This is a genomic window from Streptomyces sp. NPDC001204 (assembly GCF_053598035.1).
Genome location: NZ_JBSFJL010000004.1, coordinates 143,487 through 162,913, shown reverse-complemented (window position 1 = coordinate 162,913; position 19,427 = coordinate 143,487). Strand labels below are relative to the sequence as shown.

The window sequence follows — 19,427 nt, the reverse complement described above, 5'->3', positions numbered from 1 at the left end:
CCCTCCGCCCTCCGCCCTCCGCCCTCCGCCCTCCGCCCTCCGCCCTCCGCCCTCCGCCCTCCGCCCTCCGCGGATCTTCGTCTCCCGCACGAGGTGACCGAGGAGTAACCTGCCGTCCCACCACGCAGCAGGAGGTCGCCGCCATGCCGGTCCGGATCGAGCGCCAGGGGTACGTGACCACGGTCGTCCTGTCCCGGCCCGGGGCCCGGAACGCGGTGGACGGCCCGACGGCCGCCGAACTCGCCGACGCCTTCCGCCGGTTCGAGGCCGACGCGGAGGCCAGGGTGGCGGTGCTGTGGGGCGAGGGCGGCACGTTCTGCGCGGGCGCGGACCTGAAGGCGGTCGGCACGGGGCGGGGCAACCGGGTCGCGGAGGACGGCGACGGGCCGATGGGGCCGACCCGGATGCGGCTGTCCAAGCCGGTGATCGCGGCGGTGGCCGGTCATGCCGTGGCGGGCGGTCTGGAACTGGCGCTGTGGTGCGATCTGCGGGTGGCGGAGGAGGACGCCGTGTTCGGTGTGTTCTGCCGCCGCTGGGGCGTGCCGCTGATCGACGGCGGCACGGTACGGCTGCCCCGGCTGATCGGCACCAGCCGCGCCATGGACATGATCCTGACCGGACGGCCGGTCCCAGCCCGGGAGGCGTACGAGATGGGCCTGGCGAACCGGCTCGTCCCCACCGGACGTGCCCGTGCCGAGGCCGAGCGGCTGGCCGCCCGGCTCGCCGGCTTCCCCCAGGCCTGCCTGCGTGCGGACCGCGCCTCGGTCCTGGACCAGGAGTCGCTGGACGAGGTGTCGGCCCTGCGCGGGGAGCTGCGGCACGGCAGGGGCGTACTGGCCGAGGGCCTTCAGGGCGCGGCCCGGTTCGCCGCCGGGGCGGGACGACACGGCTCGTTCGCCGACGAGTGAGCCCGCCCTCCACGGACGAGTGAGCCGACCGTCCGGATCCGGGGCGGACCCCTGTCGAGCCGGGGACCGTCACGAGATATCTTGATGTCGAGCAATGTTGCAGACGTGGAGCGGAGCACCCGGTGACTGACTCGACCATCATCTACACACACACTGACGAGGCCCCGGCCCTGGCGACGTATTCCTTCCTGCCGGTGGTCCAGGCGTACGCCTCGCAGGCGGGTGTCGCGGTGGAGACGCGTGACATCTCGCTGGCCGGGCGCATCATCGCCGTGTTCCCGGAGTACCTCGCCGAGGACCAGCGGATCCCGGACGCGCTGACCGAGCTGGGCGAGCTCGCCAAGACGCCCGAGGCCAACATCATCAAGCTGCCGAACATCTCGGCCTCCATCCCGCAGCTCAAGGCCGCGGTCGCCGAGCTCCAGGGCCAGGGCTACGCGCTGCCGGACTACCCGGACGACCCGAAGACCGACGAGGAGCGCGAGATCCGCGCCCGCTACGACAAGGTCAAGGGCTCCGCGGTGAACCCGGTGCTGCGCGAGGGCAACTCCGACCGCCGCGCCCCCGCCTCGGTGAAGAACTACGCCAAGACCCACCCGCACCGCATGGGCGCCTGGACCTCCGAGTCCCGGACCAACGTGGCGACCATGGGCGTCGACGACTTCCGCTCCACCGAGAAGTCCGCGGTGATCGCCGAGGACGGCGCGCTGCGCATCGAGCTGAAGGGCGACGACGGCTCCACCACCGTGCTGCGCGAGTCCGTGCCCGTCCTGAAGGGCGAGGTCGTGGACGCCTCCGTGATGCGCGTCGCCGCGCTGCGCGAGTTCCTCACCGCCCAGGTCGCCCGCGCCAAGCAGGAGGGCGTCCTGTTCTCCGTGCACCTGAAGGCCACGATGATGAAGGTCTCCGACCCGATCGTCTTCGGTCACGTGGTGCGCGCCTTCTTCCCGAAGACGTTCGCGAAGTACGGCGAGGCGTTCGCCGCGGCCGGCCTGACCCCGAACGACGGTCTGGGCGGCATCTACAAGGGCCTGGAGAACCTGCCGGAGGGCGCCGAGATCAAGGCCTCCTTCGACGCGGAGCTCGCCGAGGGGCCGGAGCTGGCGATGGTCGACTCCGACAAGGGCATCACCAACCTGCACGTCCCCTCCGACGTGATCGTCGACGCCTCCATGCCGGCCATGATCCGCACCTCCGGCCACATGTGGGGCCCGGACGGCCAGGAGCACGACACCCTCGCGGTCATCCCGGACTCCAGCTACGCGGGCGTCTACCAGGCCGTGCTCGACGACTGCCGCGCCCACGGCGCCTACGACCCGTCGACCATGGGCTCGGTCCCGAACGTGGGTCTGATGGCGCAGAAGGCCGAGGAGTACGGCAGCCACGACAAGACCTTCGAGATCCCGGTCACCGGCACCGTCCGCCTGGTCGACCAGGCCGGCGACGCCGTGCTCGAGCAGACCGTCTCGGCCGGTGACATCTTCCGCGCCTGCCAGACCAAGGACGCCCCGATCAAGGACTGGGTGAAGCTGGCCGTCACCCGCGCCCGCGCCACCGGCGACCCGGCCGTGTTCTGGCTGGACGAGGGCCGCGCCCACGACGCCAACCTGATCGCCAAGGTCGAGCAGTACCTGCCGGAGCACGACACCGAGGGCCTGGACATCAAGATCCTGTCCCCGGTCGAGGCGACGAAGCTGTCGGTGGAGCGCATCCGCCGCGGTGAGAACACCATCTCGGTGACCGGCAACGTGCTGCGCGACTACCTCACCGACCTGTTCCCGATCCTGGAGCTGGGCACCAGCGCCAAGATGCTCTCCGTGGTCCCGCTGATGGCGGGCGGCGGCCTGTTCGAGACGGGCGCCGGCGGCTCCGCGCCGAAGCACGTGCAGCAGCTGGTCAAGGAGGACTACCTGCGCTGGGACTCCCTGGGCGAGTTCTTCGCCCTGGTGCCGTCCCTGGAGCAGTACGCCGAGGCCACCGGCAACGCCCGCGCCAAGGTGCTCGCCGACACCCTGGACCGGGCCACGGCGACCTTCCTCAACGAGGACAAGTCCCCGACCCGTCGCGTCGGCGGCATCGACAACCGCGGCAGCCACTTCTTCCTGTCCCTGTACTGGGCGCAGGAGCTGACGAAGCAGACCGACGACGCCGGTCTGGCCAAGGCCTTCGCGCCGCTCGCCGAGACCCTCGCCGCCAACGAGCAGAAGATCGTCGACGAGCTGATCGCCGTCCAGGGCAAGCCGGCCGAGATCGGCGGCTACTACCAGCCCGACCCGGCCAAGGCCGCCGCGGTCATGCGTCCGTCGGCCACCTGGAACGAGGCGCTGGCCGCCCTCTGAGCCGACCCGGGCCCCGGCACACCGCCGGGCCCCGCAGTCCTCACCGCTCCGCCCCGACCGGCATCCCGCCGGCCGGGGCGGAGCCCTTTTGTGACGGCTGCGTGTCATCCCCGCTCCGGCGCTGGTGCGCCGTGGAGCCCTGTGTTTACCTGGGTCGCATGATCGCGCTCGTGAGCCGCCGCCACGTCGACTACGGACGTGTCACCAGCACGGGTTGTCGCCTCACCGGCTGACGAACCCGCGGACCGCCGTCGCGTTACGGCCCTCGGGTCCTCCGTCGTTTCTCTCCCTCATCTCGTTCATCCCGCGGTTCCCGCACGCGCTCACGCACGCCCCGTGACGCCCCTCGCGGCGCTCGGCGCACGGCACTTGGGCATCCGGGACCCGCGGCACACCCGTGGCATTCCGCGCCACCGCACTCCGTACGAGGAGCACCATGAGCGACCCCACCCAGCCCATCGACGCCGTCGCCGCCGGTCACACGCCCGACGAGGCGTCCGCCGGGCCCGACACCTCCGCCTGGTCGTTCGAGACCAAGCAGGTCCACGCCGGGGCCGCCCCCGACCCGGCGACCGGCGCGCGGGCGACACCGATCTACCAGACGACGTCGTTCGTCTTCCGGGACACCCAGCACGCCGCCGATCTGTTCTCGCTCGCCGAGCCCGGCAACATCTACACCCGCATCCACAACCCCACCCAGGACGTGTTCGAGCAGCGGATCGCCGCGCTCGAGGGCGGAGTCGCCGCGGTCGCGCTGTCCTCCGGGCAGGCCGCGGAGACGCTCGCGCTGCTGACGGTCGCGCGCGCCGGGGACCACGTCGTCTCCAGTACGTCGCTGTACGGCGGCACGTACAACCTGTTCCGGCACACCCTGCCGAAGTTCGGCATCGAGGTGTCGTTCGTGGACGACCCGGACGACCCGGAGGGCTGGCGGGCCGCGATCCGGCCGAACACCAAGGCGCTGTTCGCGGAGACGCTGGGCAATCCGCGCGGCAACGTGCTGGACGTGCGGGCCGTCGCCGACGTGGCGCACTCGGCGGGCGTGCCGCTGATCGTGGACAACACGGTGCCGACGCCCTACCTGCTGCGCCCGATCGAGCACGGCGCGGACGTCGTGGTGCACTCGGCGACCAAGTTCCTCGGCGGGCACGGCACCGCGATCGCGGGGGTCGTGGTGGACGGCGGCACCTTCGACTTCGGTGCGCACGCCGACCGCTTCCCGGACTTCACCGAACCCGACCCCAGCTACCACGGTCTGCGCTACTGGCCGGCGCTCGGGCCGGGCGCGTTCGCCGCCAAGCTGCGGGTACAGCTGCTGCGCGACCTGGGACCGGCGCTGTCCCCGCACTCGGCGTTCCTGCTGCTTCAGGGCGTGGAGACGCTGAGCCTGCGCATCGAGCGGCACTCCGCCAACGCGCGGGCGCTCGCGGAGTGGCTGGAGCGGCGCGACGAGGTGTCCGCGGTCCACTACGCGGGACTTCCCTCCAGCCCCTGGTACGAGGCGGGGCGCAGGTACCTGCCGCGGGGCGCGGGGGCGGTGGTCTCCTTCGAGCTGCGCGACGGGGTCGCGGCGGGCAAGCGCTTCGTGGACGGGGTGGAGTTGTTCAGCCATCTCGCCAACATCGGCGACGTGCGCAGCCTGATCATCCACCCGGCGTCCACCACGCACAGCCAGCTGGACGAGGAGCAGCTGGCGGCGACCGGGACCGCGCCGGGCCTGGTGCGGCTGTCGGTCGGCATCGAGAGCCTCGCCGACCTGAAGGCGGATCTGGAGGCCGGCTTCCGCGCGGCCAAGGGGGCGTCCTGAACAGCGTGCTCGCCTCCCACGCGGACGCGCTCCCCCGTCCGCCGGCCTCCGGGGCCTGGCGGGCGGGGGATCCGCCGGGGCGCCGTCGGTGGCACGGCCTCCGCGGGCCCCTGCCGCTGGAGGCGGGGGGTGAACTAACGGGCGTACGGCTGGCGTTCGAGACGTGGGGCAGCCTGGCCCCGGACGCCTCCAACGCGGTGCTGGTGCTGCACGCCCTCACCGGTGACAGCCATGTCACCGGGCCGGCCGGTCCCGGTCATCCCACGCCGGGCTGGTGGGAGGGGCTGGTCGGGCCGGGCCGGGCGCTGGACACCGACCGGTGGTTCGTCGTCGCGCCGAACGTGCTGGGCGGCTGCCAGGGCAGTACGGGACCGGCCTCGCCGCGACCCGACGGGGTGCGGTGCTGGGGCGGGGCCTTCCCGTTCGTGACCCAGCGGGACCAGGTGGCGGCCGAGTTGGACCTGGCGGACGCACTGGGCATCGAGAGGTGGGCCCTGGTGGCAGGCGGCTCGATGGGCGGAATGCGGGCCCTGGAATGGGCGGTGTCGCACCCGGAGCGCACGGGTGCCCTGCTGCTGCTCGCCACGACGGCTGCGGCGAGCGCGGAGCAGATCGCCTGGGCGAACGTCCAGTTGCACGCCATCCGCAGCGACCCGCACTGGCGCGGCGGCGACTACCACGACACCGGCCCCGGACCGCACGCCGGCCTGGGACTGGCCCGCCGGCTCGCCCATGTCACCTACCGGAGCGAGCCCGAACTCCAGCTCCGTTTCGGCCGTTCCCCGCAGGGCGCGGAGCACCCGTGGCACGGCGGCCGCTACCAGGTGGAGTCCTACCTCGACCACCACGCGGGCAAGCTGGTACGGCGGTTCGACGCGGCCAGCTACGTGGTGCTGACCGAGGCGATGAACGCCCACGACGCCGGCCGTGCCCGGGGCGGTGTGCGCGCCGCTCTGGGCCGGGTGACCGCCCCCACGCTGGTGGCCGGGGTCGACTCCGACCGCCTCTACCCGCTCGCCCAGCAGGCCGAGCTGGCCGACGGCATCCCGGGCGCCGACCGCCTCCGGGTGGTCGAGTCGCCGTACGGCCACGACGGCTTCCTGATCGAGACGGAGCAGGTGGGAGGGTTCGTGCGGGAGCTGCTGGGGACGGTCTGAGCCGCGTTGTCAGTGGGGTGCGGCAGGATCGAGGGGCCATGGCGGCGAGACCGCGTGGCGACGCGAAGAGAGACAGGAACAGCCCCATGCCCGACACCCCACCGTCCTTCGAACTGCTGCCCGGTGCCGCCGAGTCGCCGGTGATCCTGCACGTGCCGCACGCGGCGCGAGCGATACCGGGCGGTGTCCGGGCCGGGATCGTGCTGGACGACGCGGCGCTTGAGCGGGAACTGGACCACATCACCGACGCGTACACCGACCGGATCGCCGAGGCGGCGGCCGAGGTGGCGGGCCTTACGCCGTGGCGGTTCGTCAACCGGCTGTCGCGGCTGGTCGTGGACCCGGAGCGGTTTCCGGACGAGCGGGAGGAGATGCGCGCCGTCGGGATGGGCGCGGTGTACACGCGGACCACGCACCGGGAGGTCCTGCGGCCGGCGGACACCGACCCGGAGCCGCTGATCGAGCGGTACTTCCGGCCGTACGCCGAGGCGATGACGAAGGCCGTGGCCGACCGGCTGGCCGCCACCGGGCGGGCCGTGATCATCGACGTGCACTCCTACCCCGGCGCCGCGCTCCCCTACGAACTGCACGGCAGTGGTCCCCGGCCGCCCGTGTGCCTGGGCACCGACTCCTTCCACACCCCGGCCGAGCTGACCGGGCTCGCCCGTGCGGCGTTCGCGCGCTGCGGCGGGACGGGACTGGACAGCCCGTTCAGCGGCGCGTACGTCCCGCTGGAGTTCTACGGCGAGGACGCCCGCGTCGGCGCCCTGATGGTGGAGATCCGGCGGGACACGTACATGACCGAGCCGGGCGGCCCCGCGGGCCCCGGCCTCGGCCGGCTCGCCGGGGCGCTGGCCGCCCTCGTCGACGGTCTGGGCCGCTGACCTCCGGCTGGAGCACGCCGCGACGAGCGATGCGGGCTTGGCCGGGGTGGCCGTACGGCGCGGGAGCGGAGGCCGGGTTACCGCTCGACCGGCTGCCGGGGCCGCGGCTCGCGGTCCCCGGCGACCAGATCGCCTGGCGGGGGGATGATGATCCGCGGGCCGCCGACCCTGCCGGTCAGCCGGTGAGGTGCGCCGGGCCGGTCACGCCCGCAGCCACTCCGTGACCACGACCTCGCCGCCCGCACGCAGCCGCAGCGCGAACGGGCCGGCGGGCGGCGCTTCGCCGGTGAACCGGCCCAGTTCGTCGGCGGTGAGCGCGGGGCCCGGCCGCCGCGGGCCGGCCAGCACCTCGATCCGGGCCTGCTGCGGCGGCAGCACCTGCCCCATCAGCCCGTCCCCGGTGACCTCGACGTCCACAGTCAGCTCACCGGCCTGGAAGGTCAGCATCCGCGGTGTGTCCGTCGCGCCCCGGACCGGAATGGAGTCCACCAGCGAGTCGAAGGTCAGCTCCGCGATCCGGGCGTCGAGGTCACGCAACGCGTAGGCCTCGACGGCGAGTTGACGCAGGCTGTCGGGCACCGGGTCGAGAATGGCGGCGGCCTGCCGCAGCTCCTCCTCCAGGCCCGCGACCACTTCCTCCTCGTCGAACGATTCTTCCCCGCCGAGGAGTTCGTCGTCGTTGCGGTCGTCGTCGTGGGTGTCGCTTCCGTCGTTCACACTGTCCCCCGTGCGTCGAGTCGTGCGCGCAGACGCCTCAGACAGCGCTGGCGCAGTGGTCCGATACTGCCCACGGCCACGCCGAGGGCCGCGGACACCTCCTGGTAGCTGGGCGGCGGCGAGGCGATCAGCACCCGCAGCAACTGGCGGCAGCGGTCGCCGAGTTTCTCGAACTCCTGCCACAGCCTGCGGATCCGCTCGCTCTGTGCGGCGGCTTCCTCGGAGTCGAGCAGCGACTGCTCGGGCGTACGGTCCTCGCTGACCCGGTCCAGCAACTGCGGATCGCTCGTCACCGTCAGCCGGCTGAGGCTCCTCAACGTCTTCAGGCACTCGTTGCGCGCGGTGCTCGCCAGCCACGAGCCCGCCTTGTCGGGCTCCCGGATCCGCCCGAGGTGCTGGGCGAAGCGGAACCACACGGTCTGGTACACCTCGTGTCCGTCGGCGTCCGAGAGCCGGTGCGCGCGCACGACCGACCACACGAGCGGACTCAGCCCCTCCACCAGTGCCTTCCAGGCCGCCGCATCACCGTCGACGGCGGACTGGACGAACAGGCCGACTTCTGCACGATCCACGAACTCACCCCTCGAATACGGCCTGTCATCGTACGCCGTGGAGGGGGCTGTTCCGGACCTCATGCCGGCGGAGCGAGCCGGACCACGGGGACCGGACTCCAGGTCGGCGGACGCAGCGCCGGGACGTGCGCCCCGCGTACTTCCGCGTATTCGGTGTTCGCCTCGAGCACTTGGCGCCGGGCCGCGCGCGGGTCGCGCTCCTTGTGTGCGGTCATGTGCGCCGCGATCATGCCGGCGGCCACGGGGGTGGCGAAGGAGGTGCCGCTCCACTGCGCGAAGCCCTCGAACACCACCTGGTCCGCCGTCGCCCGAGGGCTCTGCTCCGCCTCGCTGAGCACCCCGGTGTGGCGCGGGTACTGGCAGGTGCAGGCGTAGGAGAAGCCGAACCGGCAGGCGTCGTAGGTGGAGTGCTGGTAGACGTACGGCACGGGCGTCCGGAAGCCGGTGAGGGCACTGGTCAGACGCTCGCCCGGGGCGTACGCCTTCACCCAGGCTCCGTGGTTGCTGAAGCAGGCGCCGTGCTCGCCGTCGCCGCGCAGGGCGCCGACCGACAGCACGGACTCGGCGTAGTCCGGCAGGCCGGCGTAGGCCGCGGGCCAGAACGGGGTGCCGCTGGCGTTGTTGCCGGCGGCCGCGACGAGCAGGGTGCCACGGGAGCGCAGTTCCCGCATGAAGGCGTCCACCCCGAGCAGGCCGTCGGTGCGGCCGTTGGAGGTGCCCGCGGACAGGCTGAGGATGTCGGGCCAGCCGCCCGCGTCGACGGCTTCGAACAGCCGGTGGCCGAAGTCTGACTCCAGGACGGCGCCCGCGTCGTTGAGGGTGCCGCGCACGGTGATGTCGGTGTTGGGGGCGACGGCCGCGACCAGCCCGGCGATGAACGTGCCGTGGCCGACGTACTGCTGGAGGACGCCGTCGTCGTCGGTCTCCTCCACCTGCGCGTCGCCCTGGACGTGGGCCAGCATCGGGACCGAGCGGTAGTCGTGCATGAGGCCGGTGTCGACGACGAGGACGCCGACGGCGGTGTCCCCGTCGTAGGCGGTCTCGGCGGGCGCCGGGTTGGGGCCCTGGGCGAGCGGGGCGGGCACCGGCTCGTCGCCGGGGCAGGCGTTGACCGCGATGGACACCACGTGGTTGCGGCTGATCAGCCGCCGTCCGGCTCTGCCCTCGTGCTCGCGCAGGGCGCGCAGCGCGTGCGTGACGGCGAGGTCGCCGCCGCGGTCGCCGCGGCCCGGGTCGCCGACCTGGATACGGGTGACGCCGGTGCGGTTGGTCTCCGGGCCCGCCCGGCGGACGCGGTCCGCGGTCAGGTCGGGCGCCGCGGTGAAGTGCGTGCGGACGGTGTCCTCGACCAGGCGGGCCTCCTCGCCGTCGCGGGCGAGGACGACGCCCTTCTCGTAACAGAACTCGGCGGCGTCGTCCGGGCCCATCGCGAGCGGCACGTCCGGCATCGAGCGCTGGATCTGAGCGAACTGCTCACGGAATCGCTGAGGTGCCATGGCGTGTCCTCCCGTTGGTGCGACGGTCGTCAGTCTGAGCCGTGGGGCTCACACTTGATACAGCGCCAACCGGCATGCGCCGGTTCCAGGCGCCCCACCAGGCCACTACCATCCGACCCGTGACAGCGGGAAGCGACTCGGTCCTCGAACTGCTGCCCATGGTGTTCGCCGCGCCGGGCGAGGCCCTGGCGCGGGCCCGTGGGCTGCTGGAGGCCGGTCCGCCGCCGCTGCACGGCTCCGTGGCGCACCAGGTGATCGGCATCTGGCAGCGGGACTTCGGCGACACCCGGCTGGCCCTGCGGCATCTGCGGCGGGCCCGGGATCTGGCGGCGCGCGCCGACTCGGCCGAGCGGGAGGCCGACGTACTGGCCACGCTGGGGGTCGCGTTGGTGCACGCGGGGCGCACGCGGCAGGGACTCGTGGCATTCGAGCGCGGGGTCTCGCGCGGGACGGGCCACACCCGGGCACGGGTGCTGTTCCGGCGGGCGTACGTGTGGTGGGTGCTGGGCCGTCACCGTGAGGCGCTGGAGGACGTACGGCGGGCGATTCCCGTGCTGCGGCAGGCCGGTGACGTGATCTGGACGGCGCGGGCCCTGACGCTGCGGGCCACGGTGCATCTGGCGCTGGGCGCGGTGGAACGGGCGGATGCCGACTTCACCGCGGCCCAGGCGCTGTGGGACACCACCGGCCAGGAGCACGACAAGGCCGACGCCGTGGAGAGCCGGGGACTGGCGGCGTTCCGGCAGGGCGACATCCCGGCGGCGCTGCGGCTCCTCGACGAGGCCGAGGAGCAGTACGCCAAGCTCGGCACGCCGACGTTCATGCTGGACATCCGGCGCTGCGAGGTCCTGATGGCGGCCGGTCTCGCCCCCGAGGCGCTGGCCGGGGCGGACGCGGCGATCGCCGAACTGGACGGCATCGGCGGCCAGTCGACCCGCAAGGCGGAACTGCTGCTGGCCGCGGCACGGGCGGCGCGGCTGACGGACGACCCGCACACGGCGACCGAGCGCGCGGCGCTGGCCGTGCGGCTGTTCGCCGGACAGCGGCGCAGCTGGTGGGAGACGCACGCCCGGCTGGTGCTGATCGAGGCCCGGGTGGCTGACGGGCGCCGCTCGGGGCGGCTGGTCGCGGACGCCGCGGCGGTGGCGGAACGGCTGGCCTCCTTCGGCTCGCCTGCCGCACCGGAGGCGTCGCTGCTGGCGGGCCGGATCGCGCTCGCCCTGGGCCGGCCGGCGGACGCCGAGAGCCATCTCGCCGTCGCCGCGCGCAGCCGGTACGGCGGACCGCCGCTCGCCCGGATGACGGGCTGGGCGGCGCAGGCGCTGCGGGCACGGGCGGCGGGCTCCCGCCGCGGCGTGCTGGAGGCGTGCCGACGCGGTCTCGACGTGCTCGACGACCACCGGATGACGCTGGGCGCCTCGGAGTTGCGCGCCCGGGCGACCGCGCAGGGCGCCGAACTGGCCGCGCTGGCACAGGAGTCGGCTCTCGCCTCCGGTGAGCCGCGGCGGCTGCTGGTGTGGAGCGAGCGCTGGCGGGCCACCGTGCTGTCCGCGCCGCCCACCCGGCCGCCCGCCGACCCGGCCCTGCTCAGCGGGCTGACCGCCTTCCGTGAGATCGCCGCCCGCGCGCAGGACGCCCGCCAGGAGGGCCACCCGGTGCCCGCCCTGGAACGCGAACAGCGGCGTCTGGAGCGGGAGATCCGCTCCCGCACCCTGCGTCTGCGCGGCGACGCGCCCGGCGGCGGAGACCGGTTCGACCCCGGCCGGCTGCTGGCGCGGCTCGGGGACGCGCGCCTGGTCGAACTGGCCGTGCTGGACGGGCGGGTGCACGTGCTGCTGTGCGGCGGGGGGCGGGTACGGCGCTTCGAGGCCGGGTGGCTCGCGGACGCGGTGACGGAGGCCGAGCACGTGCAGGCGGGACTGCGGCGGCTGGCCCACCCGGGGGCGGCGGCCCGGCTGCCGCTGGTGGAGGCGGCGGGGCGCCGCCTGGAGGAGCTGCTGCTCGGCCCGGCTGCCCGGCATCTGGGCTCCGGGCCGGTCGTGGTGGTGCCGCCCGGCTCGCTGCACCGGGTGCCGTGGGCGCTGCTGCCGTCGTTGCGGGAGCGGGTGCTGAGCGTGTCGCCGTCGGCGAGCAGCTGGCTGCGCGCCCACGAGACCGAACCGCCGCCGGGGGGCCGCCGGGTGCTGGTGCGCGGGCCGGGTCTGGCGACCGGGGGCGCGGAGGTGCCCGAACTCGCCGACCGCTACGGCACGCCGACCGTGCTGGAGGAGGCCGACGCGCACGTGTCGCGGGTGCTGCGGGAGCTGGACGGGGCCGCGCTCGCGCACATCGCCGCGCACGGCACCTTCCGTGCGGACAGCCCACTGTTCTCGTCGCTGACGATGGCCGACGGCCCGCTCATCGTGCACGACTTCGAGCGTCTGGACCGCAGCCCGTACCGGATCATCCTGTCCTGCTGCGACACCGCCCGGTTCGCCTCGGTGGGCGCCGACGAACTCCTGGGCCTGGTCACGGCGTTGCTTCCGCTGGGCACCGCCGGAGTGGTGGCGTGCAGCGCCCCCGTCAACGACGAGGCGGTGGTTCCCCTGATGCTCGCCCTGCACAAGGGCCTGGACGCCGGACTCTCCCTGGCCGAGGCACTGCGCGACGCGCGGGCCGCGCTGCCGGACGACGCGACACACCAGGCGACGGGCTGGGCCTTCGCGGCATTCGGCGCGGCCTGAGACGGAGGAGGGCAGCGGCCCGGGCACGAGGGCCCGAGTGCCGCTCGGATCGATCGCCGTCGCCCGTCGGCGTCCGGAGCCCCACCCTTCAACCAGGCGCTCCGGCGGCGTCCGGCGGCGGCCCCTGGCGGAACTCTGCATTGTCATGTTTCCGCCATGCACGATCATTCCGGCGGTGCCGCGCCGCGTGCCACTCTCCGCGAGTGCCGGACGGGCAATCCCCGTCCGGTCCTTCCATGAGGAGAGGGGTACGAGTGCGCACATACTCCACACGCTCCACACGTGTGCGGCGGACCGTCCTGGCGGTGGCCACGGCGTGCATCGTCGCGGTGATCCAGACACCGTCCGCCGGTGCGGACCCAGGCCCGGCTCAGCCGCGGTCGTCGGACTCCGGCGCGGGCACACCCGGCGCCCACAGCCACGGAAAGCCCGACAAGGACCTGCCCGGGGCCCACAGAGCCCCGTCGAGCAAGGCCAGAGGCGCGGCGGCCAAGGCCGGCGCCCGGGTGAGCTGGAGCCGGTACGGCACCCCGACCACGGTCGTGCCGGAGGGCGACGGCACCGCCCTGGCGAAGGGGCTGCCGGCCAAGCCCGAACAGACCGCCCGAGCCTACCTGAAGGCCAACGCGGGCCTGTTCGGCATCCCGGCCGACCAGGTCGACGACCTCAAGCTGGTGTCGAGCACCCCGATCGGCAAGGGCGCGGCGGTGCTGCTCGCCCAGGAGGTGGACGGCAAGCCGTTCGGCCGGGACGGCCAGGTCTCCGTGGGTGTGGTCGACGGCACCGTGGTCAGCGTCACCGGCGCACTGGCACCGGTCACCGGCGCACCGAAGGCGGCGACCCTGTCGGAGCAGGACGCGATCAAGGCCGCGCTGGCCGACGTGGGGATGGCGCCCGGCAGGCTGACCGCGGCGGACAGCGCCGACAAGTGGCGGAAGTTCGAGGCCTCGGGCCTGTCCGGACAGCAGATCGTGCGCCCCGTCGTGATCGCCGACCCCGACGGCACCGTGCGCTCGGCCTACCAGGTGCAGGCCGGTACGGCCGGCGAGGAGCCGGAGCTGTACGACAGCGTCGTCGACGCCCGCACCGGCGAGGTGCTGGCCCGCCGGTCCCTGGTCGAGGACGGCGTCGCGGACGGCCACGACGGCAATCCGCAGTGGAAGGTCTTCCCCTTCTCTCCCCCACTGGACGACTCGTCCACCGACACCCGCGAGACCTGGTGCTGGGTGGCCGCCCCCGGCTGCGACCGCGTCATGAGCGACTCCGCCCCGGGCACTCCGCACCACGCCTGGGACATCGCCTCCGGTGAGGGCGGCGGCACCTACGGCACCTACTACAAGCTGGGCACCACGCTGGGCTCCAACGCCTTCGCCAGCGACGGTCTGACGGCCACCGGGCGCAACTGGCTCGGCATCGCCCCGGACGTGCGGGCCGACCGGGTCTACGACTACTCCTACACCGACGCCTGGCACGCCAGCGGCTGCGACCCGAAGGTGCTGACCGACCCCGCGAAGCCGGACCGCGACGCGGCGATCGGCAACCTGTTCGCCCAGCACAACGCGATGCACGACTTCTCGTACCAGCTCGGGTTCACCGAGAAGACCTGGAACATGCAGCACGACAACTACGACCTGGGCGGCAAGGGCGGCGACCCGGAGATGGGCGTGGCCCGCTCCGGCGGCAGCAACCCCAGCACCCGCAACAACGCCAACCAGAGCACCGGCGCCGACGGCGGCGTGGCCCTGACCAACATGTACCTGTGGCAGCCGCTGGCCGGCGCCTTCTACGGGCGTTGCGCCGACGGTGACTTCGACGCCTCCGTCATCGGCCACGAGTACACCCACGCCATCACCAACCGCATGATCGGCGGCGGCACCTCCGGCATCTCCGGTACGCACGGCGGCTCGATGGGCGAGTCCTGGAGCGACCTGGTCGCCACCGAGCGGCTGATCGAGACCGGCGCGGTCCCGGACGGGGTGGACCCGTGGGTGGTCGGCCCGTACGTGACCGACAACGACGAGCGCGGCATCCGCAACTTCGCGATCGACCGCAGCCCCCTCAACTACTCCAACTTCGGCTACGACATGGGCGGGGCGGAGGTGCACTCCGACGGCGAGATCTGGAACGCCGTGCAGTACGAGGTGCGTCAGGCGCTCGTCGGCAAGTACGGCGAGCCGTCCAAGAAGGTGCTCGCCTCGTGCGCGGCCGGCAAGACCTCGGTCGACGACTGCGGTGGCGGCCGGCGCTGGATCCAGCTGATGTTCGACTCGTACCTGCTGATGGGCACGGGCAAGATCACCATGATCGACGCGCGTGACGCGATGCTCGCCGCGGACAAGATCCGTTACCACGGCGCCGACCTCGACGTCATGTGGGGCGCGTTCGCGAAGCGCGGCATGGGCATCGACGCCACCGCCACGTCGACCAGCGACACGCGGCCGCACGCGGACTTCGCCACCCCGACCGGCGTCAACGGCAACATCACCTTCAAGGTCGTCAACGGCGGGGATGAGATCCCCAACGCCCGGATCTACATAGGCCGGTTCAGCGCCCGGACCACGCCGATCGCCGGTACCGCACCCGACCTCGGCAACAAGGGGCTGTTCACCAAGGGCCACTACGACGCGATCGCGGTCGCCCCGGGCTACGGCCTGACGCGGTTCGACTTCCAGGTCGACGACGCCTCCAAGCAGACCGTCAAGGTGAAGATGCAGCCCAACCTCGCCTCGGCGGCGGCCGGCGCCACCGCGACCGGCGACGGGTACAACGCGGCGAAGCTCATCGATGACGACGAGGGCACCAACTGGGCGTACGTCGGTGACAAGACCGGCACTTCCGTGACCGGCAAGGGCGTCTACGTCCACCTGGCCGTCGACGGCCCGACCAAGGTCCGCCGCATCCAGGTCAGCGCCGTCAACCGGCCGACCGACAGCAAGGACCCGGGCGGCGACACCGGCAGTCAGAGCCGCTTCTCGGCGCTGCGCCAGTTCGAGGTCTCGGCCTGCACCCGCACCGCGACCGTCGACTGCTCCCAGCCCAAGCAGTTCCACGTCGTCTATCTCAGCCCGGCGAACGCCTTCGACGCGCCGAAGCCGCGTCCGGCGGCACCGGACCTGCTCATGCGCAGCTTCGACATCCCGGCGACCACGGCCACCGACCTGCGCATCGAGGCGATCACCAACCAGTGCGTGGGCAACCCCGCCTACGCGGGCAAGCAGGACAACGACCCGAACAACGTGACGGACTGTGCCACCGGTTCCTCGGCGGCGTTCAACGTCCGGGCCTCGGAGTTCCAGGTCTTCGAGAAGTGACCCGCCGGCGGCTCCGGTGCGTCCGCACCGGAGCCGCCCCGGGTGGCCGCGGCCGATCCCGGCGCCCCGCCGCGACGGGCGCTACAGCCAGCCGCGGCGGGAGGCCTCCCAGGCCAGTTGCATCCGGGTGCGGACCCCGGCGAACTCGATCAGATCGCGGATGCGGCGCTGGACGGTGCGCAGGCTCGTGCCCAGCTGGCCCGCGATGGCGGTGTCCGTCAGTCCGGTGAGCAGCAGCGACAGCAGGAGCAGGTCCTCCGGCGGAGGAGTCCGGTCGGATACCGCCGCGCCGACCAGCCCGTCCTCGGTGAGCACCAGCGGGGAGGCGCCCGCCCACAGGCTCTCGAAGAAGGCGATCAGGGCGTCGAGCAGTGCGCCTGGGCGGACCAGGACGGCGGACGGCTCAGGCGCGGGCTCGGCGCCTGGGGTGACGGACGGCCTGGCGGCGGGGGCGGGTGGCGGTTGGACGGGCTGATCGCCAGTCGCGTCGCCTGTCGGGTCTCCGGTCGGGAAGCCGGTCGGGAAGCCGGTCGGTTCTCCGGTCGAAGCGTCTGCCGGGCCGCCCGTCGGATCGCCGGTCGGGACGCCCGCCTCCAAGGCGCCCGCGCCCGCGAACGGAGAGACCAGCATGGCCAGTTGCCGGTCGGCGACCACCATCTTCACCGGGACCTCCGCGGCGACCCGGGCCTGTTCCCCGCATTCGACGAACTCGCGGATCCGGTACACCTCGGGCGGCATCTCGAGCGCCGACGACTCGTAGACCGCGCGGTACGTCACCCCCGAGGCCAGGACCTCCAGTTGGGTGTCGTTGCCGCGGGACGGCACCGCCACGTTCGGCGGCTTGCACAGTGCCAGGATCTCGTCCCGGGCGCCGCGCTGAAGCTGGTCGAACGTCCGGGCCATCGCCTGCGCCCCGGTCACCGTCTCGACCGTCTCGACCGAGCCCCGGCGCCGGGTCTGGCTGCGGTACTCCTCCGTGAGCTCCGCCATCACCGACTGCGCGGCCTGCAACTCCTGCTGCCGGCTCAGCAGCAACGGGCCGAGCGCCAGCTCCGGCGGCGAGGCCCGGAAGCGGTGTGCCGAACCCTCGGCGCGGCTCACCAGCCCCTTGGCCTCCAGCGTGACGAGGAGCCTGGCCGCCTCCCGCCCGGACAGACCGAGACGGCGGGCGAGCTGGGACGGCGTCGCCTCCGGCACCCTGACCAGGCTGCGGTACGCACGTACTTCCACAGAGTCGAGACTGGCGGTCTCGTACATGTCGCTCCTCTCCTCCTCCGGGCGTGCACCGGCCCGCACCGGTACCGGCTTCCGGCCGGCGGAGCCGCCGGGGAAGAGATCTTGACGTGTCACCGTCCACTCGCGCCAGAGTGCGGGCGGCCATGGATCGCGCTCCCCCCCCTGCAATGGCTACGAGTTCGCGCCCTCGCACCACGTCGGGGAGAAGGGCGAACGCTCCGGCCGCGAGGATCGGGCCGTGTGGGGATCAGGCCGGTGAGAAGACGTGGTCGCTGATCAGCCGGGTGGCGCCGACGACGCCGGCGACCTGGCCGAGCTCGCCGAGGACGATCGGCAGGTTGCCGGTCGCCAACGGCAGGGACTGCCGGTAGACCTGGGTGCGGATGCTGGCCAGGAGGTTGTGACCCAGTCCGGTCAGGCCTCCCCCGATGACCACGAGGCCGGGGTTGAAGAAGCTGACCAGACCGGCGATGACCTGACCGGTACGTCGTCCGCCCTGGCGGATCAGGTCCAGGGAGGCGGCGTCCCCGGCACCGGCGGCGGCCGACACGTCCTCGGGGGTCAGTCTCCTGGCCGCTTCGAGCCGTCCGGCCAGTTCCGTCGAGCGGCCGGACTGGGCGAGCGCGGTCGCGTCGCGGACGAGGGCGCTGCCGCCGAAGTACGCCTCCAGGCAGCCGATGTTCCCGCAGGCGCACCGCGGACCCTCCGGGTCCGCCTGGATGTGGCCGATGTCGCCGGCGCTGCCGGTGACACCGCGATACACCTCGCCGCCGACGACGATGCCGCAGCCGATGCCGGTTCCGAGCTTCACGCACAGGAAGTCGCGTACGGACCGGGCGACGCCGGCCTGCTGCTCGCCCAGGGCCATCAGGTTCACGTCGTTGTCGACGAGGACGGGGCAGCCCAGCTCCTGGCTCATCGCCTCCCGGACGGGGAAGCCGTCCCAGCCGGGCATGATCGGCGGCGCGACGGGGACGCCCTCGGGGAACCGGACGGGTCCCGGTACGCCGATCCCGGCGCCGTCGAAGTGTTCCGCCAGTCCCGCCTCGCGCAGCTTGCCGGCCAGGGCGAGCACCCGCTCGAAGACCGCGACCGGGCCTTCGCGCACGTCCAGTGTCTCGGCCACGTGGCCGAGGACGTCCAACTCGGCATTGGTGACCGCGACGTCCACGGAGGTGGCGCCGATGTCCACGCCGAGGAACCGCAGCGACGGGGCGATCCGGACGTTGTGCGAGCGGCGGCCACCGCGGGAGGCGGCGAGGCCGTCCTGCACGACCAGGCCTGTCTCCAGTAGCCGGTCGATCTCGAAGGCGAGCTTGGAGCGCGACAGCTCGACCTGCTCCCCCAGGGCGACCCGGGACTGCGGGCCGAGGTCGCGCAGGAGGCGGAGCAGCCGGGCCTGATGAAGATTGGCCGGTCGAGCCGTCATAGACCTCACGCCGCCCCCGTCATGGCAAGAACCGTTCGCATGCCCGGCACTTGGGGGGCACGACTTTGGAAAGGACCGTAGCACCGAGCCGCCACCGATGAAAGAAACTTGTGCACCAACTAGTGGAACTTTCATCTGCGGATGGACAAAGCCGTATGCGGCAGCTTCATGGACCCGGCGCCGGAGGGTGCCCTGGCGGGCTGCTGAAGCGGCCCGCCAGGGCTCACGGCTCAGACGGTGTCACCGCCCCGGCCGTGACTCACACGTCGGAGGGCCCGCGGTTGGGCTTGCCGACGTCGGACTGACCCGCCGCCTTCTTGATCTCGGCGGCCTCCCGCTGGTCGATGACGCCCTCGTCCCGCAGCGTCTGGACGACCTTTCCGACGTGGGAGACGAACGTGCCGTGGTTCTCCCAGGCCCGGTTGTCCTCGATCAGCTCGTTGATCGTGCAGCCGCCGGCCGTGACACGGTTGGGAACACCGGTGTTGATCGAACCGACGAACACGGTGGCCCGGTCGTCCCTTTCCGGACAGTCGGTCGGGGGCTCACTGTCGACGACGGTGAGGGACAGCGACTTCGGCGTGGACGTGTTGCCGGCCTTGTCGGTGGCCCGGTAGAGGAAGGCATGACTACCGGCCCTGTCGATCACCACCGGTGCCGAGTACTGGAGGTAGGGGCCGCCGTCGAGGGAGTACTCGATCCTGGCCAGTCCGGACCCGGTGTCCGAGGCGGACACCGTCACGGTGGCGCTGCCCACATAGTTACCGGAAGCGTCCTTCGTCCCCGACACCGACGCCGACGTCTCCGGCGGCGTCTTGTCCTCCGGAACAGCCGCCACCACGGTGAAC

General features: G+C 72.9%; 13 protein-coding genes. 7 read left to right on the top strand and 6 right to left on the bottom strand.

Going from position 1 to position 19,427, the window contains the following annotated elements:
* Positions 1–143: 143 nt before the first annotated feature.
* The 5 genes from ACWC91_RS07970 (at position 144) to ACWC91_RS07950 (ending at position 7,095) form a co-directional block, all read left to right on the top strand.
* Positions 144–908 (top strand): crotonase/enoyl-CoA hydratase family protein, encoded by a 765-nt coding sequence (locus ACWC91_RS07970; protein ID WP_225080065.1) that lies wholly within the window; start codon positions 144–146, stop codon positions 906–908.
* A gap of 122 nt (positions 909–1,030) precedes the next feature.
* A complete protein-coding gene (locus ACWC91_RS07965; RefSeq protein WP_450643909.1) occupies positions 1,031–3,247 on the top strand; it encodes an NADP-dependent isocitrate dehydrogenase in 2,217 nt (738 codons plus the stop codon).
* 436 nt (positions 3,248–3,683) lie between these two features.
* Complete coding sequence (locus ACWC91_RS07960; protein WP_225080067.1) at positions 3,684–5,054, top strand: bifunctional o-acetylhomoserine/o-acetylserine sulfhydrylase; 1,371 nt, start codon at positions 3,684–3,686, stop codon at positions 5,052–5,054.
* Positions 5,051–6,211, top strand: coding sequence for a homoserine O-acetyltransferase MetX (gene metX / locus ACWC91_RS07955; protein WP_450643912.1), 1,161 nt, complete (start codon positions 5,051–5,053; stop codon positions 6,209–6,211). Before ACWC91_RS07960 ends, metX begins: the two co-directional genes overlap by 4 nt.
* Positions 6,212–6,297: 86 nt before the next feature.
* Positions 6,298–7,095: an N-formylglutamate amidohydrolase gene (locus tag ACWC91_RS07950; RefSeq protein ID WP_450643910.1), complete on the top strand. Its 798-nt coding sequence runs from the start codon at positions 6,298–6,300 to the stop codon at positions 7,093–7,095.
* Positions 7,096–7,296: 201 nt separating this feature from the next.
* On the opposite strand, the gene ACWC91_RS07945 is transcribed toward ACWC91_RS07950, so the two are convergent.
* The 3 genes from ACWC91_RS07945 to ACWC91_RS07935 are packed head-to-tail and all read right to left on the bottom strand — an operon-like array spanning position 7,297 to position 9,880.
* On the bottom strand, positions 7,297–7,812 hold the full coding sequence (locus ACWC91_RS07945; RefSeq protein WP_225080069.1) for a hypothetical protein: 516 nt from the start codon (positions 7,810–7,812) through the stop codon (positions 7,297–7,299).
* Positions 7,809–8,384 (bottom strand): RNA polymerase sigma factor, encoded by a 576-nt coding sequence (locus tag ACWC91_RS07940; protein WP_225080070.1) that lies wholly within the window; start codon positions 8,382–8,384, stop codon positions 7,809–7,811. The genes ACWC91_RS07945 and ACWC91_RS07940 overlap by 4 nt, the downstream gene beginning before the upstream one ends.
* Before the next feature lie 59 nt (positions 8,385–8,443).
* Entirely contained in the window at positions 8,444–9,880 is a 1,437-nt protein-coding gene (locus tag ACWC91_RS07935; RefSeq protein WP_450643911.1) for a S8/S53 family peptidase, read from the bottom strand.
* Between the two features lie 158 nt (positions 9,881–10,038).
* Here ACWC91_RS07935 and ACWC91_RS07930 point away from each other — a divergent pair, with 158 nt between their 5' ends.
* Complete coding sequence (locus tag ACWC91_RS07930) at positions 10,039–12,603, top strand: CHAT domain-containing protein (protein ID WP_225080086.1); 2,565 nt, start codon at positions 10,039–10,041, stop codon at positions 12,601–12,603.
* Between the two features lie 284 nt (positions 12,604–12,887).
* Positions 12,888–15,914, top strand: coding sequence for a M36 family metallopeptidase (locus ACWC91_RS07925; RefSeq protein ID WP_281154035.1), 3,027 nt, complete (start codon positions 12,888–12,890; stop codon positions 15,912–15,914).
* An 81-nt stretch (positions 15,915–15,995) separates the two neighbouring features.
* On the opposite strand, the gene ACWC91_RS07920 is transcribed toward ACWC91_RS07925, so the two are convergent.
* From ACWC91_RS07920 to ACWC91_RS07910, 3 genes are all read right to left on the bottom strand, one after another.
* Positions 15,996–17,171: a helix-turn-helix domain-containing protein gene (locus ACWC91_RS07920; RefSeq protein WP_450644491.1), complete on the bottom strand. Its 1,176-nt coding sequence runs from the start codon at positions 17,169–17,171 to the stop codon at positions 15,996–15,998.
* 226 nt (positions 17,172–17,397) lie between these two features.
* Positions 17,398–18,579 (bottom strand): ROK family protein, encoded by a 1,182-nt coding sequence (locus ACWC91_RS07915; protein WP_225080074.1) that lies wholly within the window; start codon positions 18,577–18,579, stop codon positions 17,398–17,400.
* Between the two features lie 259 nt (positions 18,580–18,838).
* On the bottom strand, positions 18,839–19,427 hold a 589-nt coding region (locus tag ACWC91_RS07910), incomplete at its 5' end, for a chitobiase/beta-hexosaminidase C-terminal domain-containing protein (RefSeq protein ID WP_450644493.1).